Below are 19587 nucleotides of genomic sequence, written 5' to 3'. Positions count from 1 at the left end.
TAAAAATTATCTTCCTCTCGCGCATTCCAAGCTTGTCGATTTTTGTGGTAGACTAATAGAAGAGAATCGAAGAGCTTGTCGGGATGCGAGCACCCCGCGATTTTCGATTGAGCAGAGGCAGGATGGTGCTGGAACGATAATGAGAATGACGAATATGCTGCATTTTACGGAAAACCACAGGTTTAGCGTCTCCCGTGAGTTTTCTTTGAGTTCGCTTGATTATAAAATGCTGGCGATGATGTACCAGCCGATGATCGGCGGCCTTGCGGTTTCGTTCTACCAAGTGCTCTATCAGCAGCTCAGCGCGGAAAAGATAGGTTTCTCTCCGCTGGAGCAGCAGCGAAGGCTGTTCTTGCTGCTGGATTTGGAGCAGAACGAACGGGGGCGCAAGTATTTGATCGAGACGTCCTCGAAGCTGGAGGCGATCGGCTTATTGCAGACGACCCGGAAGTTTCTGCCGGAGGAAGAGGATTACGTGTTCGTGTACACGCTGTTTCCGCCGCTGTCGCCGAACGAATTTTTCAGGAATCAGCATTTAACGCTGCTGCTGCGGGATAAGGTCGGGAAGTTTACGCTGCTGTCCCTGCGCGAGGAGCTGCTGATGCCGGAGCCGGAGGAATGCCGGGGGGCGAGCGAGGAGAATTTGTCGGTGCCGTTCTATGAGTTGTTCCGCTTGAACACGCAGGTGGTGGATTACGAGCTGGAGCAGGCACTCTATGAGGCGTCGGCCAGCAAGCAGGGCGAGGCGAAGCTGGATGTGACGACGAAGGGCTTCCAGTATGCGGATATTATTATGCGCTTTCCGCGGGGTTCTGGGAATCGCGTCTTCGTGGAAGCCCTCAAGCATAAGCCGGACCAGCTCGCGGCGATCAATATCGTGGCGAAGAAATATAACTTAAGCTTGCAGGAAACGTGCCGCCTGCTCGATGAAGACGGCGTGTTCACGGAGGAAGGCGAGCTGCACATGGATCTCCTGCAGTACAACGCGAACCTGTTCTATCGGCAGACAAAGAAGCGGGAAGAAGAGCGGGAGCGGTCGTCAGCCCGAACGGAGGGGCAGGAGGCAGAGCCGTCCGAAGAGAAATCCGTGGAGATGGCGTACTATTTGGAAGTGCCGCTGCAGCTGCGGGGGGAATGTACGGACCATCAATATAACTACATTTTGCGGAATGAGCCGTATACGGTTGTGCTGAAAATGTTTTTCACTCAAGGTTCGATCCCGGACGGTGTGCTGAACATTTTTGAAAAAATCGATTTGAACTATAAGCTGAGCGAAGAAGTCATTAACGTACTCATTCATTTTCTACATATCGACCGCCGCTCTTGGGCGAAATCGTCGATCGAAGCTGTTGCTTCCGATATGCTGGGCAAGCAGATTCAAACGTATGAGCAAGCCGTGGACTACGTCCGGGAGAAAATGAGCTTCAGGCAAAAGGCTGCCTCCAAAGTCGAGGAAGCCAAGTCCGGCGGCGGTGCGGCGACGCGCGGGCGGCAAGGGAAGACGCAGAAGCCGCGGATTCCGATGGTTACGCAGAACGCCGAGACGGCGGCTGCTACCCGGTTGACCGCGGAGGAGCTGGAAGCAGCGCGGCGCATGGCGCAGAAGCTGGACGAGCGGCTTAACCGCAAAGGCTAGGGCGAGTCTGAATGCTCCGAGGGCCGCAAATAGGAAACGGGAGGTGCGGGAGGTATGGAATCTTTATCGCAGATTTTGAAGTCGCTGCCGGATACGGAGTGGAAGCGCAAGGCAGAGGCGAAAATTCAAGGCGTGTTGGCCGACCCGCTGGTCGGCAAGTTCCGCGAGAAGTATCCGTTTGTCGATGATTATACGATTCGTATCAATATGAACAAGCTGTACCAACATGTGACGGAGTACAAGACGTGCTCGAACTGCCCGGGGCTGGAAAACTGCCCCAACGATATGACGGGGCATTATACGATACTGCTTGCGGAGCAGACCAAAGACCACGTGTTTGTTCACGAGGAGAAGGTCGCCTGCAAAAAGTTCCTTGCGAAGCAGCAGCAAGACGCAATCTCCAACCGGATTCGCACATTCCACGTCGATCCGCGCATCGTCTCGCGGAGCTTCTCGTTCGGTGACATTCTGGAAACCGATCTCGACCGGGCGAAGGCCGTCATGCAGATCAACGACTACGTAGGCAAGACGATCGAACAGGGGCTGCAACCGCGCGGCCTGTATTTGACGGGGACGTTCGGCACGGGCAAAACGTTCCTCATGGGATATATGCTTCATCAGCTCGCAAAGGTTGGCATGACCGGGGCGATCGTGTATATGCCGGATTTTGCGGAGGATCTGAAGGGGATGTTCTCGGAGCCGACCAAATTGAAGGAGACGATCGATCTCCTCAAAGAAACCGATCTACTCGTGTTCGACGACATTGGGGCGGAGAACTTGAACCCGTGGCTGCGGGACCATGTCATCGGCGCGATTGTAAATCACCGGATGAACCGCAAGCCGACCTTCTTTACGTCCAACTATGCGCTGGACGACCTGGAGAAGCATTTCTCGTTCACGAATAAAGACGGAGACGAGGAGTTCAAAGGGCAGCGGATTATGGACCGCATCCGCCCGTTTGTGGAAGTCGTGCACGTGACGGGGACGAATAAGCGAGGGAAATAAGGGGGCGGCGCATAGCGCCTACGAAGCAGCTTGCCCTTGGATTAGCGCGTGGATTGAAAAGACGGCGAGACACGGCCCTCGAGCAGGAGGGGCGCAGCTCTGGATAGAGAGCGCTGCGAGCTATATTGAAGGGAAAAACCTGCGAAATGGCAGGTTTTTTCGCAAAAAGGGGCATTTTTTGGTAAGGGGCGATCCCGGATGAAAATTCCTGCAGATTTGCAGGTTTGTTGCCCGGGGCAGGGCTGTAGGTGGCGGGTTAGACCGACGCCATGCGGCAGGACTGGAGGGTGCGGGTTTGACCGACGCTATGCGGTAGGCGAGAAGCGTGTGAGCTCCCAGGATTCGCTATAAGAGAAAGGAATAGAGGCCGGAGAGCCTCGTATTCTGCTTGAAGCGAGTGAGAAGAGGAGTGAGATGACGCTATTTTTAAAAAAAACGGCGGATTTATGCGATTTGGGGAACGAGGAGACCTTATTTGCGCCATTTTAAGCAAATATGATGGTTTTTGTCTCGAATAGAGGCCTCTCGTTCCGCTACAGCTCGAATCAGGTGAAATTCTTCGAAATAGCGGCGTGTAGTTCCGCTAAACAGAAACGTGCTGATCTACGAGGTGAACAGGCGTGGCCACCCGCCACCCAACTCGTACTGTAACGGGTGACACAGCGCCTATTGCCCCTGAAAATCTATCAATTTGGATTTTAACATGCGCAGCAGCGCCTATTTCGGGAAAATCCGGTGAAATCGAACCGATTTCATGCAAATAAGCTCCGTGGCGGCCGTTACAATTTGGAACGAACGATTTTCATCAAATAGCCGCTGTCACGCCCGTTCGCGCTAGAACGGAGACGTTCCAGTTCATGTCAAAGCGGCGGGTCTAGCAGCTGGGGCACCAAAGCCCATAAACGAAAAAAACCGTACAAACGCAGAGGCGTTTGTACGGCTTTTTTCCATACGTCTTACTTATTCGCTACTTCAATGATGGTCGCAATGATCGCGATGACGAACAAAATTCCAAAGAATACGCCAAAGCCCATGCCGACATCCATGAGATCGTTGCGCGGCTCTTCATACACGTGAAGCTCAGGGTGTTTAGGATCGCTCATGTGAAATACCCCCTACGTTGGACATTCGTAATGTAAGCCTAGTATACCCAACTTCGCCGAAAGTTGTAAAGCAAATCAAAAGTGACAATTATGCAAACACTACAGGAGAAGCTGAAAAAAGGCAAAATACTTCTTGACTCTGACATTAGTGTCATGGTTTACAATAGAGGTATCCTTACTTGATCAAGGAAAAGGACAAATGGAGCTTTCGGAAACTAAGCTGTACGGTATTCCGGAAAATCTCCAAAGAGAAGGTGAAGCCCATGCGCATAAGTGAGTTGTCCAAACTTACCGGTGCCAGCATCCGCTCTCTCCGCTACTATGAATCCAAGGGACTCATTGCAACGCAGCGTGAAGAGAACGGCTACCGGGTCTACAATCAAATGGTTGTCGAACGCGTTAAGACAATCCAATTTTACTTGAGTCTGGGGTTTACAACAGAGCAAATCGAGGGATTTTTAAACTGTGTGATGAAAAATCAGGAGTCGCAGTGCGATGACTTGCTGCCACTCTACACGGAGAAGCTGCAAGAGATCGAGAAGCAAATTGACATGCTGCAAATGCTGCAAGCCAATTTGAAGGACCGGATTGCTTATATTGAAGAGCAGCGAAGTCAAGGCCTTCCGGTCAGATTGCCTCCCGGTATCGTCACACCGCCAATAGCTGAGCCTGCTGCTAACTAATGGTTCGGTTGAAAACTCCCTTGTCTGTGGTATACTTTCAACTATAAATTACATTTACATTTAGGAGGAGGAACTATCATGGCAATCGTGAATGTTTCTGACAGCAGCTTTAAAGCGGAAGTTGAAAGCGAAGGTACAGTACTTGTAGACTTCTGGGCACCTTGGTGCGGACCTTGCAAAATGATCGCTCCTGTTCTTGAAGAGCTTGATAAAGAAGTTGACGCTTTGAAAATCGCAAAAGTGAACGTGGATGACAATCCGGAATCCGCTGCTCGCTTCGGCGTCATGAGCATTCCAACGCTGATCGTATTCAAAGACGGTCAACCGGTGGACAAAGTCGTGGGCTTCCAATCCAAAGACGCACTGAAAAACGTTGTTACCCGCCATCAATAATTGCCGCGGATTAGAAACAATTGTTCGTGAAAAAAAGCTCTTTTTCTGCTATGCTGAAAAAGAGCTTTTTTCTATGGGGAAAGGAGGCGCCGCCTCGAATGTCGGACAGCGTCGAGTTTGTTGAAGATGCGGGGAGCCGCGAACGAAGCCTGGAACTGATCAAGCATAAGCTTTCGCTGCTGCCTGATAAGCCTGGCTGTTATTTGATGAAGAACCATCAGGGTACGATTATATACGTGGGAAAGGCAAAGGTATTGAAAAACCGCGTGCGTTCCTATTTTACAGGAAGCCACAGCGCCAAGACGCAGAAATTAGTCAGCGAAATCCGCGACTTTGAATATATTATCACTTCTTCGAACGTGGAAGCGCTCATTCTGGAGTGCAACTTGATCAAGCAGCATCACCCGCGCTACAACGTGCTTTTGAAAGACGATAAAACGTTTCCGTATATCAAAATAACGCACGAAGCGCAGCCGCGTCTCGAAGTCACGCGGCGGGTCTACAAGGATAAGGGCAAGTACTTCGGTCCTTATCCGAATGCGTTTGCGGCCCAGCAGACGAAGAAGCTGCTGGATCGGCTTTATCCGCTGCGCAAGTGCAAGACCATGCCCGATAAAGTATGCCTCTACTATCATATGGGGCAGTGTCTGGCGCCTTGCGCGCTGGATGTATCCGCCGAGACGAACGAGCGGATGGTGCAGGAGATCACCCGTTTCCTGAACGGGGGGCACGAAGCCATTAAAGAGGATCTGACTGTCAAGATGCTGGCAGCTTCCGAGGAATTGAATTTTGAGCGCGCGAAGGAGCTGCGCGATCATATCCTGAGCATCGACGCGCTGATGGAGAAGCAGAAGATCACGACGTCGGACGCGCTGGACCGCGATGTGTTCGGCTACGCGGTCGACAAGGGCTGGATGGCTGTACATATCCAGTATATGCGCAAAGGCAAGCTCATCGAGCGGCACGTGTCGCTCTTTCCGTATTACGGTGATGAGTACAATGACTTCATCACCTATGTGACCCAAGTGTACAGCGATAATCCGGCGCTGCCGAAGGAGATTTTCCTGCCGCAGATGCCCGCGGCGGCGGATGCGCCTGCATCTGAGCCTGCGCAGCCGGTCGACGCTGAAACCGTCGTGCCGCGCGGCGAGGCGACCGAAGAACGGGAGATCCGCGAAGCGCTGGAGGACTGGCTGAAGGTCAAAGTCCATATTCCGCAACGCGGGCTCAAGAAGCAAATGGTCGACATGGCGAAGGACAATGCACGCAACGCGCTGGAAGAGAAATTCCTCCTGCTCGAGCGGGATCAGAGCCGGACGTCGAAGGCGGTCGAGAACTTGGGCGAGTGGCTCGGCCTTGGCAAAGTGCATCGGATTGAAGCGTTCGATAACTCCAATATTCAAGGGACGAACCCGGTATCTGCGATGGTCGTGTTTGTGGACGGCCGTCCGGACAAGAAGGAGTACCGGAAGTTCAAGGTGAAAACCGTCGTCGGGCCCGATGACTACGAAACGATGCGTGAAGTCATCCGCCGCAGATACGAACGGGTGCTGAAGGAAAATCTCACCATGCCGGACCTGATCGTCGTCGACGGCGGCAAGGGTCAAATCTCCGCTGCGGTTGACGTGCTGGAGAATGAGCTTGGCCTGTATATCCCCGTCTGCGGCCTCGTTAAGGACGACAAGCATAAAACCGCCCAGCTCATGATGGGCGATCCGGCGGAGATTGTGCCCCTGAAGCGGGACAGCCAGGAGTTTTATTTGCTGCAGCGCATTCAGGATGAGGTGCATCGCTTCGCGATCACGTTCCATCGCGAGACGCGCGCGAAGTCGATGGTCGTGTCGCAGCTCGACGCGATTCCGGGCATCGGCGAGAAGCGGCGCAAGGCGCTGTTGAAGCATTTTGGCTCGGTGCGCAAAATGAAAGAGGCCGAAGTCGCGGACTTCAAGCCTCTCGGTATCGGTGAAAAATTAGCGGGCGAAATTCTTAAAGCCCTTCAAGGCGAGGCGGCTCCCCACGAGTGAAGGGGGGACGTCTTTTTCCATGCAGCCAGGCGAGGCCCCAGCCGACCAGTCCGGGCAGTACGATGTATATGAGTCCGATCATCCAATCGAACGTCCCGCCGAGCGAGAAGAGCGACAACCCCATAAGGATGCTGTCCATGCAGGCGTGCGCGAACAGCGCGGTGATGAAGCCATAGTTTAGAAAGACGTAGCCTAGAATAATTCCGATGATGGTAACCTCGATGAGTCGTGTATATACCGGGTAGATCGGATATTGCGTATGGCTCGCCGCCCAAATGACGCTCGGCAGCAGCACGGCGATGAAGTTCGAGCGGAACAGCTTTTTAAAAAAGATGACGCCTAGAAGGCGATAAGTCGCTTCTTCGGAAATTGCCGCCACCCAGGCCATCGTCGGGAACAGCTGCGGCTTCACCATGTTGAGTACGGAATCCGTCGGATCGTTGACCGACCACACGTCGAAGCGCATCGCTCCGGCATAGAAGAGCACTTGCTGGATGCCGAGGATGAACAGCGCGAGCAAGTAGCCGCGTCCCATGGCGTAGAAGACTTCATGCCCGAATGTTCTTTCTTTCCAGAACGGCCATTTCGGCTGACCTTTTAGCCGCCACAGACCTTCCCCGGCAACCAGAGCGAGGTAGAGGGAGATTGCCATCAGCACGGTGACGATGTTCATGATGATGATGGACGCCCATGCGGCAAGATTGGGTTCCATGTCGCCGCTGACGGATCGGAACGCTGGATACATGTTGAAGTTGTTGCCGATGTAGATAAGCAAGTAGATCGCTGTCAGCAGCAGCCCTCGCGAGAAGCGCATCGCCTTGCGGTAACGAATGACGTAAAAGATCGCCGCGAGTGTCATGATGAGCGAGAAGCCTAACGAAACCCACGTCATCCTGCTCGCGGAGGCGTCTTGCTTCTCTAACCAAGCGGTGTAGGAAGCGGGCAGGGAGAAGCCGGCTGTGTAACCCGTTAGCTGCGTCCCGTCAAAATCAAACTGCAGCTGCAGCTTGGCCTCTCCGAGCGGCTGCGACTGTTTCTCATAATAGCGCGTCGTCTGCCCCGCTGCCCGATCCTCCGTGCTTGCGCGCTCCACCGGCGCAAAGTCTGCGGGGTCCAGCCCCTGCTGCCGCATCTCCACTTTAGCAAGCGTGTCCGCTTTGCCTGCGTTCATGGGGGCTTCGCCGGTTGAACCCGACTGCTCGCGCCAACCGATGACGGCGCTGTTCATGTAATTGATGTCGACTGTAAAACGCCGACCGGTTGAGCCTTCTTTAGCGCTGACCTCGTAATAATCGATCGGGTAGCGTTCGTTGTAAGCGCTCAGGTAAGCGCTGATGAGATTTTCTTTTTGCAAGTAGCCGCTGCGCTCTTTCTTCGACTGATAGACGACGTAGGTATCGGCTTGATGGACGCGGTAACGTTCTTTCAGAAAGGCGAGTGCGCTGTCTGCGGCCTGCTTCTTGGTAATCGCGGGGTTGTCCGTCGGCAGTTCAGGCTCGGTTCCCCGGCTGTATAGAAAAGAGATTGCGCTGTACAAGAGAAGGCCTATTACGGATAGCGTAAGAAGAAAACGATTGAGACGAATAGAAGGCATGGCGACTTCCTTTCTTTAAGTTTGGACTGGTAAAGAGTTCTAAACAATTATATAATACCTGTATTTGTATGGCTTGCCGAGTTTTTGCTCCGAAACTGGTTCCATTGGTTGCGGATCAAGAATCCGCAATTATGTATATGCCGGGGTGAGAGAATGAAGAATAAATTTAGCATTTGGCAGTTGACACCTCCGCAAATTCTAGTCATTGGCTTCGGATTGATTATTCTTATTGGCTCCTGCCTTTTGTCATTGCCACTGGCTTCGGCTGCAGGAGAGTCGATAGGCTTTTTGGATGCTTTTTTTACATCCGTTTCCGCAACTTGCGTAACCGGTCTGGTCGTGGTGGATACAGGCAGCGCGTTTACGGTGTTTGGCCAGGTCGTTATTGCCGTTCTGATACAGATCGGCGGTCTGGGGTTTATGACGATGGCGACAATATTTGCTTTTGCCATTCGGAAGAAGATTACGCTAAGAGAGCGGCTGCTGCTTCAGGAAGCGTTCAATCAAGGCAGTATGGAAGGGATCGTCCGTTTGATCCGTAAAGTTATCCTCTACTCCTTAACGATTGAGGCGATCGGAGCGCTATTTTTCACGGTGCGCTGGAGCTTTGATTTAGGCTTCCCCAAGGCGCTGTACTTTGGCATCTGGCATGCAGTTTCCATGTTCAACAATGCGGGTTTTGATCTATTTGGAACCGTAGATGCACCATTTGTCTCATTCACCGGATATGTTAACGATGTCGTAGTCAATGTTGTTGCTGTTGCGCTCATTACGCTCGGAGGCATCGGCTTCATTGTGATTTCCGATCTTATCGACTACCGCGACAAACGGAAACTGTCACTGCATACGAAGGTTGTACTGTCGATGAGTGCTGTGCTGCTTGTAGTGGGTACCTTGGTTATTTTCATTTTTGAATTTACCAATACGCACACATTGGGGTCAATGAATTTTGGAGGTAAGGTGCTTTCTGCCTTTTTCCAATCGGCAGCAACGAGAACAGCAGGACCGAATACCGTTGATATTGGCTCGCTGCGGCAAGCAACGCAGTTCGTCATGATTGTCCTGATGTTTATCGGGGCATCACCGGGATCGACGGCAGGCGGGATTAAAACGACAACGTTTGCGATCTTGCTAAGCGCAGTTGTTACAATGATCAGAGGCAAAGAGGACATTGTTATTTTTCGTTATCGTCTGGCCCAGGATCGGATTCTGAAAGCTATTACGTTATCTATGCTGGCTTTATTCCTAGTTATCGCCGTAACGATGATTTTGACGGCAACGGAAGATGCCCAGTTTTTGAAAATTTTATTTGAGGTGACGTCTGCATTTGGAACAGTCGGTCTATCGACAGGAATTACGCCGGATCTTTCGATTGTCGGCAAGGTCATGATCTGCCTTACGATGTTTGCAGGGCGTTTGGGCATGATCACGCTGGCCTATGCTTTGCAGCCGAAGAGGGATAAAGAGCTGTTTCGATACCCGGAAGGGAAAATTACGATCGGATAGAGGCAGCTTTTGCATCCAGACTGACAAAATAAAGGTGGAGCCGAATGTTTAAGGTACTTATGATTGAGGACGATGCGCTGATCGGCGATATGGTGAAAATGTTTTTAAAGGAAGAGGGCTTTATCGTCACCCGGAAAACAAATGGCGCGGACGGCATCGAGGCTCTTTCCCGGTTCAACCCCGATTTGATTTTGCTGGATTGGGTACTTCCGGACATGGACGGCCTCTCCGTATGCAGAGAAATTCGGCGCGTCTCGCAAGTGCCGATTATGATTGTCTCTATGAAAAATAAAGTCGCCGAACGCGTCGATGCGCTGGTGGCCGGGGCGGACGATTTCATGAGTAAGCCGTTCAGCATGCATGAGCTGATCGCACGTGCGAACGCGCTGATTCGCAGGTCCAAGCTGTCCATCGGTACGGATGCGGACTTCAACGCACCGACGCTGTCTGTGTCCGCAATCGCGGCGGCGCCTGTATCTGCTATGAAGCCTGCCGCGTCCGTGGAAGTCCCGGCAGAGGAGAAAATTCGCCTCGATGTGAATACCCGGTCGATGCGGGTACACGGGAAGCACGTGGATACGACGTACTCGGAGTTCGAGATTATGAAGTGCTTTGTGAACCATCCGGGCCGCGTCTATAGCCGGGAGGATCTGTTACAGACGGTTCGGGGCATCGACTCTTTTGTCACGGAGCGGGCCATCGATGTACATATCGCTAATCTGCGCAAGAAAATCGAAGATAATCCGAAAGAGCCGAAATGGATACGGACGGTTTGGGGCGTCGGTTATAAATTCATTCCTATGTAAATTGGAGCAAGCGGCTTGCGGGCCGGCTTGCTCTTTTGGCGTTTAATGCGACTTGATGAAGTAATTCAGCGCTTGCTGTACGAAACGCATCGATTCCTGATGGTCGGCGGCTTGGTCGGAGTAAATGATGGAGGTGGTGCGCTTCGTCTGCTCCAATTCGGTCAGCTGCCGAAGAACCAGATCGTTATTTCGGATCAGATCCTCGCGGAGGTACGATTTGGGCAGGAGCGTCGCCGTTTTGCAAGTGGAGACGAGCCTCATGATCGCTTCGAAGGAATCGATTTCCATTTGCACGTTCGGGAAAATGGTGAACCGATTGAACATTTCGTCCATCAGGATGCGGTACCAGGTTCCTTTTGAGAAAAGAATCATCGGCAGTTCATTAAGGTCGCTCATCGTAATGCCGGATTTCTGAACGAGCGGATGACCGGCAGGCAGAACGAGACACAGGTGGTCGTCAAAAAGGGGCTCGCAGTGCAAGCTTGTCGCGTTGATGAGGGAGGCGACAATGCCGATGTCGACTTTGTTGTCTTTGACCATCGTGACAACTTCGTGGGTTTTGCCGGTGAGCAGCTTAATCTCCGTTAACGGATAGTTCTGCAAATAATCGTTGATGAGGTCCGGCGTTGTAGATTGCAGCGTCGTCAGAGAGGCGCCGATCGTAATGGAGGCATGGCTGCCGGCGGATTTGTAGAGCTGAATCGCCTGCTTGAATTTGCGCTCCAGATGCCGCATCTCCAGCGCATGATCGTAGCACAGCTCGCCGGCCTTCGTCAGCTCGAGCCGCTTGCCTTTGCGGACAAAGAGCTGGGCGCCGAGTTCTTCCTCCAGCTTCATGATTTTACGGGAGAGCGCAGGCTGTGAAAGATTGAGGATTTGCGAGGCTTTGTTCAAGCTGACTTGTTCGACAACTACCGCGAAAACATCTAATAATTCCAAGAGGGTCACCTCATTAATTATGCGTTCATGTTATAAGTGGATATAAAAAAACGGCACTTCCATTATAAGCGTGAAAGAGGTACGATGTACATGTCACAATTTAGCTATATTTATTTGTACAAATGGGAATAATCATCTACTGAATCGCAATAGCTGTGGATGATTATGGGTTGACGCTCGTTTGCGGCGAGAGTACAATGATATGTGGCTTATTGTCAGAACTTGTCGGAAGACGGATTTATTTGAAATTTGTTGAGGGGGGAATGGGTTACATTATGAGTAATTCGTATTACTTTCGAAAGATCCACTCGCTGTTAGGCGTCATTCCGGTGGGCTTCTTCCTTATTGAGCACTTGCTCACTAACTATGAAGCTACGAAGGGCCCTGCGGCCTTTGTGGATCAAATCAATTGGCTGAACGGATTGCCGCTCGTGCTCTTGCTAGAAATCGTGGGCATCTGGCTGCCGCTTCTTTATCATGCCGTATACGGCCTTTACGTGGCTTATCAAGCGCGCAACAACGTAACGAACTACGGTTATTTCCGTAACCAAATGTTCTTCTTGCAGCGCGTGACGGGCGTCTTGACGTTCCTGTTCGTAGCGTGGCACTTGTTCGAGACCAGACTGCAAGTCGCGCTGGGCAATGTCGCGCATGAAGACTTGGGTCAGACGATGCACGATATTGCAACGAATCCGGTGCTCTTCGTGGTTTACCTCGTCGGTATTATATCCGCAACGTTCCACTTCTGCAATGGACTGTGGTCTTTCCTCGTTTCCTGGGGGATTACGATCGGGCCTCGCGCTCAACGTTATTCCACGTATGTTACGATGGGGCTGTTCGTTGTTATGTCCATCATGTTTATTATGTCGCTGACAGCATTTACAGATGCGCAATTCCAGCTTCCGGCAGAAGCGGTTACGGGGAAATAAGGGAGGGTGAACGAAAGTGGCTAATTCGAAAATTATCGTGGTTGGCGGAGGCCTTGCGGGACTCATGTCGACGATTAAAGCAGCGGAAGCCGGAGTTCATGTGCAATTGTTCTCCTTGGTGCCTGTGAAGCGTTCCCACTCCGTCTGTGCGCAAGGCGGCATTAACGGTGCGGTGAATACGAAAGGTGAAGGTGACTCCACATGGGAGCACTTTGATGATACAGTATACGGCGGGGACTTCCTTGCGAACCAACCTCCGGTTAAAGCATTGTGTGACGCGGCTCCTGGGATCATCCACTTGATGGACCGGATGGGCGTTATGTTCAACCGTACGCCGGAGGGCTTGCTTGACTTCCGTCGTTTCGGGGGTACGAAATACCACCGTACGGCATTTGCGGGCGCAACAACAGGCCAGCAGCTGCTGTATGCGCTGGATGAGCAAGTTCGCCGCTGGGAAACAGCGGGCCTTGTAACCAAATTTGAACACTGGGAGTTCCTGGGTTCGGTCATTGATGAAGACGGCGTATGCCGCGGTATTGCCGCGCAAGATCTGCGCTCCATGGAGATCCAAACGTTCCCTGCGGACGCGGTGATTCTGGCGACAGGCGGACCTGGCATTATTTTCGGGAAAACGACGAACTCTGTTATTAACACAGGTACGGCTGCGAGCGCAGTGTACCAACAAGGCGTGAAATACGCCAACGGCGAAATGATTCAAATTCACCCGACGGCGATTCCGGGCGACGACAAGCTGCGCTTGATGTCCGAGTCTGCGCGCGGTGAAGGCGGTCGTATCTGGACGTACAAAGACGGCAAACCATGGTACTTCCTTGAAGAAAAATACCCGGCTTACGGGAACCTGGTTCCGCGGGACATCGCGACGCGCGAGATTTTCTCCGTGTGCGTGGACCAAAAGCTCGGCATCAACGGCGAGAACATGGTTTACCTTGATCTTTCCCATAAAGACCCGAAAGAGCTGGACATCAAGCTTGGCGGCATCATGGAAATTTACGAGAAGTTCATGGGCGACGATCCGCGTAAAATTCCGATGCGCATTTTCCCAGCGGTTCACTACTCCATGGGCGGCATGTGGGTCGACTACAACATGATGACGAATGTTCCTGGTCTGTTCGCTGCGGGCGAGTGCGAGTATCAGCATCACGGCGCAAACCGTCTCGGTGCAAACTCGCTCGTATCGGCGATCTATGATGGTATGGTGGCTGGACCTAAAGCAGTTGAATACATCCGTGGCTTATCCAAACATGCTGACGACATCTCTTCGATCGTGTTCGACCGTGAGAAGAAGCGTCACTTGGATCGTTACGAGAGCTTGCTGAAAATGAACAGCGGTACGGAAAATGCTTATCAGTTGCACAAAGAGCTTGGCGACTTGATGAACACGAACATGACGGTTGTTCGCTATAACGATCGTTTGGAAGCGACAATTAACACGATCAAAGATCTGAAAGAGCGTTACAACAATATCAACATCACGGATACAGCACGCTGGAATAACCAGGGCGTGGCGTTTACTCGCCAACTGTGGAACATGTTCGAGCTTGCCGAAGCGATGACGCTTGGCGCCCTGCTGCGTAACGAAAGCCGCGGCGCGCACTACAAGCCGGATTTCCCTGAGCGTGATGATGACAACTTCATGAAAACGACGATTGCGGATTGGACACCGGAAGGTCCGAAAATTTCTTATGAAGACATCGACGTTTCGTTGATTAAGCCGCGTAAACGCGACTACTCCACGGATAAGAAAAAAGGAGGCGCTTGATCATGGCTGAGACACAATCCGCACAGAAAACCGTGAAGTTCATTGTGACTCGTCAAGAGAGTCCCGATTCGAAACCGTACACGGAAGAGTTCGAGGTTCCCTACCGTCCGAATATGAACGTGATTTCCGGACTGATGGAAGTTCAGCGGAATCCGAAGAACGCCAAAGGCGACAAAACGACGCCGGTATGCTGGGAATCCAACTGCCTTGAGGAAGTTTGCGGCGCCTGCTCCATGGTCATCAACGGCAAGCCGCGTCAAGCTTGCTCCGCGCTGATAGACAAGCTGGAACAGCCGGTGCGCATTGCGCCGATGAGCACGTTCCCGGTTATGCGTGACTTGGTCATTGACCGCGGCCGCATGTTCACCGCGTTGAAAAAAGTAAAGGCATGGGTACCGATCGACGGCACGTACGATCTCGGTCCTGGTCCACGTATGGCCGAGTCGAAGCGTCAATGGGCTTATGAGCTGTCCAAATGTATGACTTGCGGCGTATGTCTTGAGGCTTGTCCGAACGTGAACGATAAGAACTCCTTTATCGGGCCGTCCGCACTGTCCCAAGTTCGCTTGTTCAATGCGCACCCTACGGGTGAAATGCACAAAGACGAGCGTCTGGATGCCTTGATGTCCGACGGCGGTATCGAAGGCTGCGGCAACTCGCAGAACTGCGTGCGCTCTTGTCCAAAAGGCATTCCGCTCACAACGTCGATCGCGGCGCTCAATGCCGATACGACGAAGCATCTGTTCAAAAAATGGCTGGGCGTTTAATTCGAAGCGTACAGCCTGTATATACAACCAAAGTCCGGTTTCCTGCGTTAGGCAGGAGGCCGGACTTTTTTCTTACTTGCTGGAGGATTGGGGATGGCAGGCTTCTTATCTAACATGAGAATGTGAAAATGAACGGAGAACATGATCGACACCTCCTGATAGGAGTAATTTATGTTATATAATATAACGTTAATGCGATGTTTGACAACAGAATAATTAATTTATGTTATATATATTGACATTAATGAAGGTTCTCAGTATGATAATAACAAATGAAGCGTCAAGTCAAGCTAGTCACAACCTCATATGAACTTGTTTTCTAGGGTTCCGCGGCAGATGAAGGCTGCCGGTCAGGTCCGAGAGAAGACACACGATGCGCGTCATCGTGCACACGGAGGGAGAAAAGCCCGGGAGGATATCAGGATATGATATCGTCCCGGGCTTTTCGTTTTACAACGAAAAGGAGAGAGGGAGAGAACGGGATGAGACAAAGAATCGTAAGTCTGATACTGGTGTTGATCTTGAGTGTGAGTGTGCTTAGCGGGTGCGGGGCGGATACGGCAAGCTCTTCGAAAGGAAGCAGCGGCGGGTCCGGGGAGCCGATCAAATTGGCGCTTAGCCCATGGCCGGGCTGGTTCGTCTGGTATTTGGTCAAAGAAAAAGGTTTCTTTGAGAAAAATGGCGTGAATGTGGAGCTTGTCTGGTTCCCGGTGTACAGCGATTCGTTATCGGCACTGGCGTCCGGCAAAGTCGATGCGAACAGCCAAACCTTAAGCGATACGCTGGCCCCGGCAAGCAAAGGCATTAAGCTGAAGGCGGTGCTGGTCAACGACAACTCGAATGGTGGCGACGGCGTCGTTGTGAAGCCAAGCGTGAATTCCCTGACTGACTTGAAAGGGAAAAAGGTAGCGACCGAACTGGGCACCGTCGATCATCTGCTCATGCTGACCGCACTGGAGAAGGCGGGACTCGGCGAGAAAGACGTCTCCTACACGAATATGACCGTGAATGATGCGGGACCTGCTTTTATCTCGGGCAATCTGGACGCTGCGGTGCTGTGGGAACCCTTCCTGAGCAAAGCGATTCAAGAGGGCAAGGGCAAGCTGTTATTTTCCTCCAAAGATACGCCTGGCCTCATTCCTGACCTCCTCGTCTTCAAAGAAGAAATCACGAAGAACCGCCCGGAGGACGTGAAGAAAATTTTGAACGCCTGGTTTGACGCGCTGGACTACTGGAAGGCGAATCCGGAAGAGGCGCTCCAGATTATGGCGAAGGCGGCGGAAACGCCGGTGGATGAATACAAAGCCGGGGTCGACAGCGTGAAAATTTTCCAACTTGAAGATAATGTCAAGGCGTTCCAAAAAGCCGATTCGTTGGAATCGCTGGCGTTCACCTCCGATAAAACGGCGAACTTCCTGAAGGGGCTGGATATGCTGACGGCAATTCCGAAGCCGGAGAGCTTCCTGGATGGGCATTTTGTAGAAGAAGTTATGAAGGAACGCAAGAAGTAAGCTGGCGGGAAAGGGGAGATGGCTGTGGAGTTAAAGCTGGAGGCTGTGGTGAAAAAAAGAAAGAAGTCCGCCCTGTTTGCCATTCGCGGCGACATCAGTCGTGCCACGTATAGCGGCGGCATCGTGCTGGTTACCGTGATCGCGCTGCTCGTATGGAGTGTGCTGAGCTATGGCGGGTACGTGAATCCGACGTTTCTACCGACGCCGGGGCAGGTGGTGAAGCAATTTGGCATTCAACTTCAGAACGCGGTCTTTTGGCACAATGTTGGCATGAGTATTTTCCGGGTAGGCGCGGGCTTCCTGCTTGCCTGTCTGCTCGGTATTCCGCTAGGGATTTTGGCGGGGACTTTCCGCTTTGCCGAAGCGCTGCTTGTGCCGCCAACCGAATTTATCCGCTACATGCCGGCAACGGCGTTCATTCCGCTGATCATGGTTTGGGCGGGAATCGGCGAGTGGGCGAAGGTCATCGTGATTTTTATCGGCTGCTTTTTCCAGCTCATGCTGATGGTCGCGGATAATACGCGCTCCGTTTCGAACGATTTGCTGCAGACGTCTTATACGCTCGGAGCGAGCCGCTGGCAGGCGATTGAAAAAGTGCTCATCCCCGCCTTGCTGCCGGACCTGATGAACACGCTGCGGCTCATCATCGGTTGGGCGTGGACGTATCTGGTTGTCGCCGAGCTGGTTGCCGCCAGCAGCGGGCTGGGCTTCTCCATTATGAAGGCGCAGCGGTTTCTGAATACGGATCAGATTTTTGTGGGCATTATCGTGATTGGCCTGCTGGGGCTGCTGACGGACCGGACATTCGCGTACTGTCATCGCAGATTTTTCCCTTGGTTGGAAGGGGGGCGTTAGGCAATGGAACGAAAAATCAACGCTTTCGATGTCAGCAAAACGTATGCGACGAAGAAATCGCAGTTCCTTGCGCTGGATCAGGTCTCTTTTCACGTGGATGCGCATGAGTTCGTCTCCTTCGTCGGACCGTCCGGCTGCGGCAAATCATCACTGCTGCGTATTGTAGCAGGGCTTGAGCCGCTTACATCTGGCAGTCTGACGATCTCCGGTCATGAGATTGAGGGTCCCGGCGCAGACCGGGGCATGGTGTTTCAAAGCTATACGCTATTTCCTTGGTTAACGGTTCGGGAAAATATTGAGTTCGGCCTCACGCTCAAGGGCGTGCCGTTATTCGAAAAGCGTGCAATCTCCGATCATTTTATGGAGCTGGTCGGGCTTAGCAAGTTTGCAAAGTCGCTGCCCAAGGCGCTTTCCGGGGGGATGAAGCAGCGTGTGGCTATCGCCCGGGCGCTGGCGAACAACCCGGATGTGCTGCTTATGGATGAACCGTTCGGCGCGCTGGATCCGCAGACGAAGAACAGCATGCAAGAGCTGCTGCTGCGGATCTGGGAAAAGGAAAAGACAACCGTCGTGTTCATCACGCACGATATTGAGGAGGCGATTTTCCTCTCGCAGCGCGTCTATGTGATGCAGGCGCATCCGGGCACGATTCGCAGCGAAATTGCGATTCCGAGCGGGCTGCGGAGCATGCCGGATGTGAAGGACTCGGAGGCGTTCGTGAAGTTGAAAAAGCAGATCGTCTCCTTGATCGGACATCAGGAGGAATAGCGAGCTTGGCCGCTGCGGCGGTCGGGCTTTTCTTTTTTAGCCCGCAGGCTGCGTACGTTTGCCATTTGACGATGAGGTCATGTCCCCGCTACAATGAAATGTAGCTGATGCACAGCAGGATTGAACGGGATTGAGGTATGGCATGAAAAGAGAGAAACCACCAACGATTGTTGATGTTGCTGCGGAAGCCGGCGTGTCCATTGCAACCGTATCGAATGTGATTAACCGCCGGAAAGTGCCGATGTCGCCGGAGACGATTCGCCGAGTCGAGGAGGCCATCACGCGACTGGGCTATCGCCGCAACGTGATGGCGACGAATTTGAGCCGCCGCCGCTCGCATGAGCTCGGCTTGATTTTACCGCATTTCGGCGGCTATTACGGCCGATTCGCCGAGAAGCTGGAGCAGAAGGTGCATGGCTATGGCTACCATCTGTCTGTTTTTTCGGCGGCGGGGATGGACCCCGAAATCGAACGGCGCCACCTGGAGCATTTGCTGCAGCGGCGCGTAGACGGCCTCGTCTCGCATGGGCTCGCGATGAGCATCCCTTCGACGATGCAGCTTGCTGGAGAAGGGACGCCGCTTGTGATTTTCAATGGCTGGAATTGGCCAGGCGATGTGGTCAAGTGGGCCGTAAATCTGGATTTTGCCGGAGCTTCCAGGGAAGCTGCCGGATATCTGCTTGCGCGGGGTTGCCGCACCGTGGTATATGCTGGTCGCCGTCACGGCATGGGCGCCAATGAGCAGCGGATTGCGGGCTTTCTCGCCGGCGTAGGAGAGCATGGGACGGAGGTCGCTCACGCACTGTTGGATGCGGGCGAGCTAGGCGTGGCGGGGGTGCTGGAAGCAGCCCTGTCGGTTGGCGGTTCAGCTTCGGCGGGCCCGGTCGGGATTTACACGTTCAATGACGCGCTCGCCCTGGAGCTGCTGGCGGAATGCCACGAGCGCGGCATTCGCGTACCGGACGAGGTGCAGCTGATCGGGATGGACAATGAGCCGTTCGCCAAGGCGGCTTTTCCGTCGCTGACGTCGTTTGAGATGCCGGTGGATTTGCAGACGAGCCTGGTTGCCGCTTTTCTCATCAAGCAGTTGGGGGAGGCATTGGACGAGGCTGACGAGGCGTTGCTGGAGCAGTATTTGGCACAAACGGTGGGCCATGAGCTGTTGATTCCGATGACGATGGTTGTGCGGAATTCGACGCAAAAGGGAGCGTTTCATTCTCATCCATAAAGACAAAGAGCGGCAGCCTGCAGGATAATAAATCCTTCGCAGACTGCCGCTTGCCAGTTA

17 protein-coding genes and 1 riboswitch are annotated in these 19587 nt (G+C 52.8%); of the genes, 14 read left to right on the top strand and 3 right to left on the bottom strand.

The window, feature by feature from the left end:
• Positions 1–139 precede the first annotated feature (139 nt).
• Together EJQ19_RS14900 and dnaI are read left to right on the top strand one after the other, a co-directional pair.
• Positions 140–1636 carry a replication initiation and membrane attachment family protein gene (locus tag EJQ19_RS14900; protein ID WP_126142029.1) on the top strand — a complete coding sequence of 499 codons (1497 nt, stop codon included), beginning with the start codon at positions 140–142 and terminating at the stop codon, positions 1634–1636.
• Positions 1637–1690: 54 nt separating this feature from the next.
• Positions 1691–2641, top strand: coding sequence for a primosomal protein DnaI (dnaI, locus tag EJQ19_RS14895; RefSeq protein ID WP_126142028.1), 951 nt, complete (start codon positions 1691–1693; stop codon positions 2639–2641).
• 956 nt (positions 2642–3597) lie between these two features.
• On the opposite strand, the gene EJQ19_RS14890 is transcribed toward dnaI, so the two are convergent.
• The gene (locus tag EJQ19_RS14890) at positions 3598–3744 is read right to left on the bottom strand and encodes a YqzM family protein (protein WP_126142027.1); all 147 of its coding nucleotides are present in this window, start codon (positions 3742–3744) and stop codon (positions 3598–3600) included.
• Between the two features lie 263 nt (positions 3745–4007).
• Here EJQ19_RS14890 and EJQ19_RS14885 point away from each other — a divergent pair, with 263 nt between their 5' ends.
• From EJQ19_RS14885 to uvrC, 3 genes are all read left to right on the top strand, one after another.
• A complete protein-coding gene (locus tag EJQ19_RS14885; protein WP_126142026.1) occupies positions 4008–4427 on the top strand; it encodes a MerR family transcriptional regulator in 420 nt (139 codons plus the stop codon).
• 78 nt (positions 4428–4505) lie between these two features.
• Positions 4506–4820, top strand: coding sequence for a thioredoxin (gene trxA, locus EJQ19_RS14880; RefSeq protein WP_126142025.1), 315 nt, complete (start codon positions 4506–4508; stop codon positions 4818–4820).
• A 98-nt stretch (positions 4821–4918) separates the two neighbouring features.
• The gene (gene uvrC, locus EJQ19_RS14875; RefSeq protein WP_126142024.1) at positions 4919–6844 is read left to right on the top strand and encodes an excinuclease ABC subunit UvrC; all 1926 of its coding nucleotides are present in this window, start codon (positions 4919–4921) and stop codon (positions 6842–6844) included.
• Here the strand turns inward: uvrC and EJQ19_RS14870 are convergent.
• Positions 6807–8438, bottom strand: coding sequence for a CPBP family intramembrane glutamic endopeptidase (locus tag EJQ19_RS14870; protein WP_126142023.1), 1632 nt, complete (start codon positions 8436–8438; stop codon positions 6807–6809). The genes uvrC and EJQ19_RS14870 overlap by 38 nt on opposite strands.
• Before the next feature lie 153 nt (positions 8439–8591).
• Here EJQ19_RS14870 and EJQ19_RS14865 point away from each other — a divergent pair, with 153 nt between their 5' ends.
• Positions 8592–9944 carry a TrkH family potassium uptake protein gene (locus EJQ19_RS14865; protein ID WP_126142022.1) on the top strand — a complete coding sequence of 451 codons (1353 nt, stop codon included), beginning with the start codon at positions 8592–8594 and terminating at the stop codon, positions 9942–9944.
• Positions 9945–9988: 44 nt separating this feature from the next.
• On the top strand, positions 9989–10750 hold the full coding sequence (locus EJQ19_RS14860; protein WP_126142021.1) for a response regulator transcription factor: 762 nt from the start codon (positions 9989–9991) through the stop codon (positions 10748–10750).
• A 42-nt stretch (positions 10751–10792) separates the two neighbouring features.
• On the opposite strand, the gene EJQ19_RS14855 is transcribed toward EJQ19_RS14860, so the two are convergent.
• Positions 10793–11689, bottom strand: a complete 897-nt coding sequence (locus tag EJQ19_RS14855) for a LysR family transcriptional regulator (RefSeq protein ID WP_126142020.1) — start codon at positions 11687–11689, stop codon at positions 10793–10795.
• A 272-nt stretch (positions 11690–11961) separates the two neighbouring features.
• Here EJQ19_RS14855 and EJQ19_RS14850 point away from each other — a divergent pair, with 272 nt between their 5' ends.
• From EJQ19_RS14850 to EJQ19_RS14820, 7 genes are all read left to right on the top strand, one after another.
• The gene (locus tag EJQ19_RS14850; RefSeq protein ID WP_126142162.1) at positions 11962–12618 is read left to right on the top strand and encodes a succinate dehydrogenase cytochrome b558 subunit; all 657 of its coding nucleotides are present in this window, start codon (positions 11962–11964) and stop codon (positions 12616–12618) included.
• A gap of 16 nt (positions 12619–12634) precedes the next feature.
• Positions 12635–14398: a succinate dehydrogenase flavoprotein subunit gene (gene sdhA, locus EJQ19_RS14845; protein ID WP_126142019.1), complete on the top strand. Its 1764-nt coding sequence runs from the start codon at positions 12635–12637 to the stop codon at positions 14396–14398.
• A gap of 2 nt (positions 14399–14400) precedes the next feature.
• Positions 14401–15165: a succinate dehydrogenase iron-sulfur subunit gene (sdhB, locus tag EJQ19_RS14840; protein WP_126142018.1), complete on the top strand. Its 765-nt coding sequence runs from the start codon at positions 14401–14403 to the stop codon at positions 15163–15165.
• Between the two features lie 308 nt (positions 15166–15473).
• A riboswitch (guanidine-I (ykkC/yxkD leader) is annotated at positions 15474–15581 on the top strand.
• A gap of 66 nt (positions 15582–15647) precedes the next feature.
• A complete protein-coding gene (locus EJQ19_RS14835) occupies positions 15648–16676 on the top strand; it encodes an ABC transporter substrate-binding protein (protein ID WP_126142017.1) in 1029 nt (342 codons plus the stop codon).
• Between the two features lie 18 nt (positions 16677–16694).
• The gene (locus tag EJQ19_RS14830) at positions 16695–17531 is read left to right on the top strand and encodes an ABC transporter permease (RefSeq protein ID WP_126142016.1); all 837 of its coding nucleotides are present in this window, start codon (positions 16695–16697) and stop codon (positions 17529–17531) included.
• A 3-nt stretch (positions 17532–17534) separates the two neighbouring features.
• Positions 17535–18299: an ABC transporter ATP-binding protein gene (locus EJQ19_RS14825; protein WP_126142015.1), complete on the top strand. Its 765-nt coding sequence runs from the start codon at positions 17535–17537 to the stop codon at positions 18297–18299.
• A gap of 142 nt (positions 18300–18441) precedes the next feature.
• On the top strand, positions 18442–19527 hold the full coding sequence (locus EJQ19_RS14820; protein ID WP_126142014.1) for a LacI family DNA-binding transcriptional regulator: 1086 nt from the start codon (positions 18442–18444) through the stop codon (positions 19525–19527).
• Positions 19528–19587 lie beyond the last annotated feature (60 nt).

It is taken from the genome of Paenibacillus whitsoniae, assembly GCF_003955665.1.
Lineage (GTDB): Bacteria > Bacillota > Bacilli > Paenibacillales > NBRC-103111 > Paenibacillus_E > Paenibacillus_E whitsoniae.
This window is presented reverse-complemented; position numbering and strand designations above follow the sequence as displayed.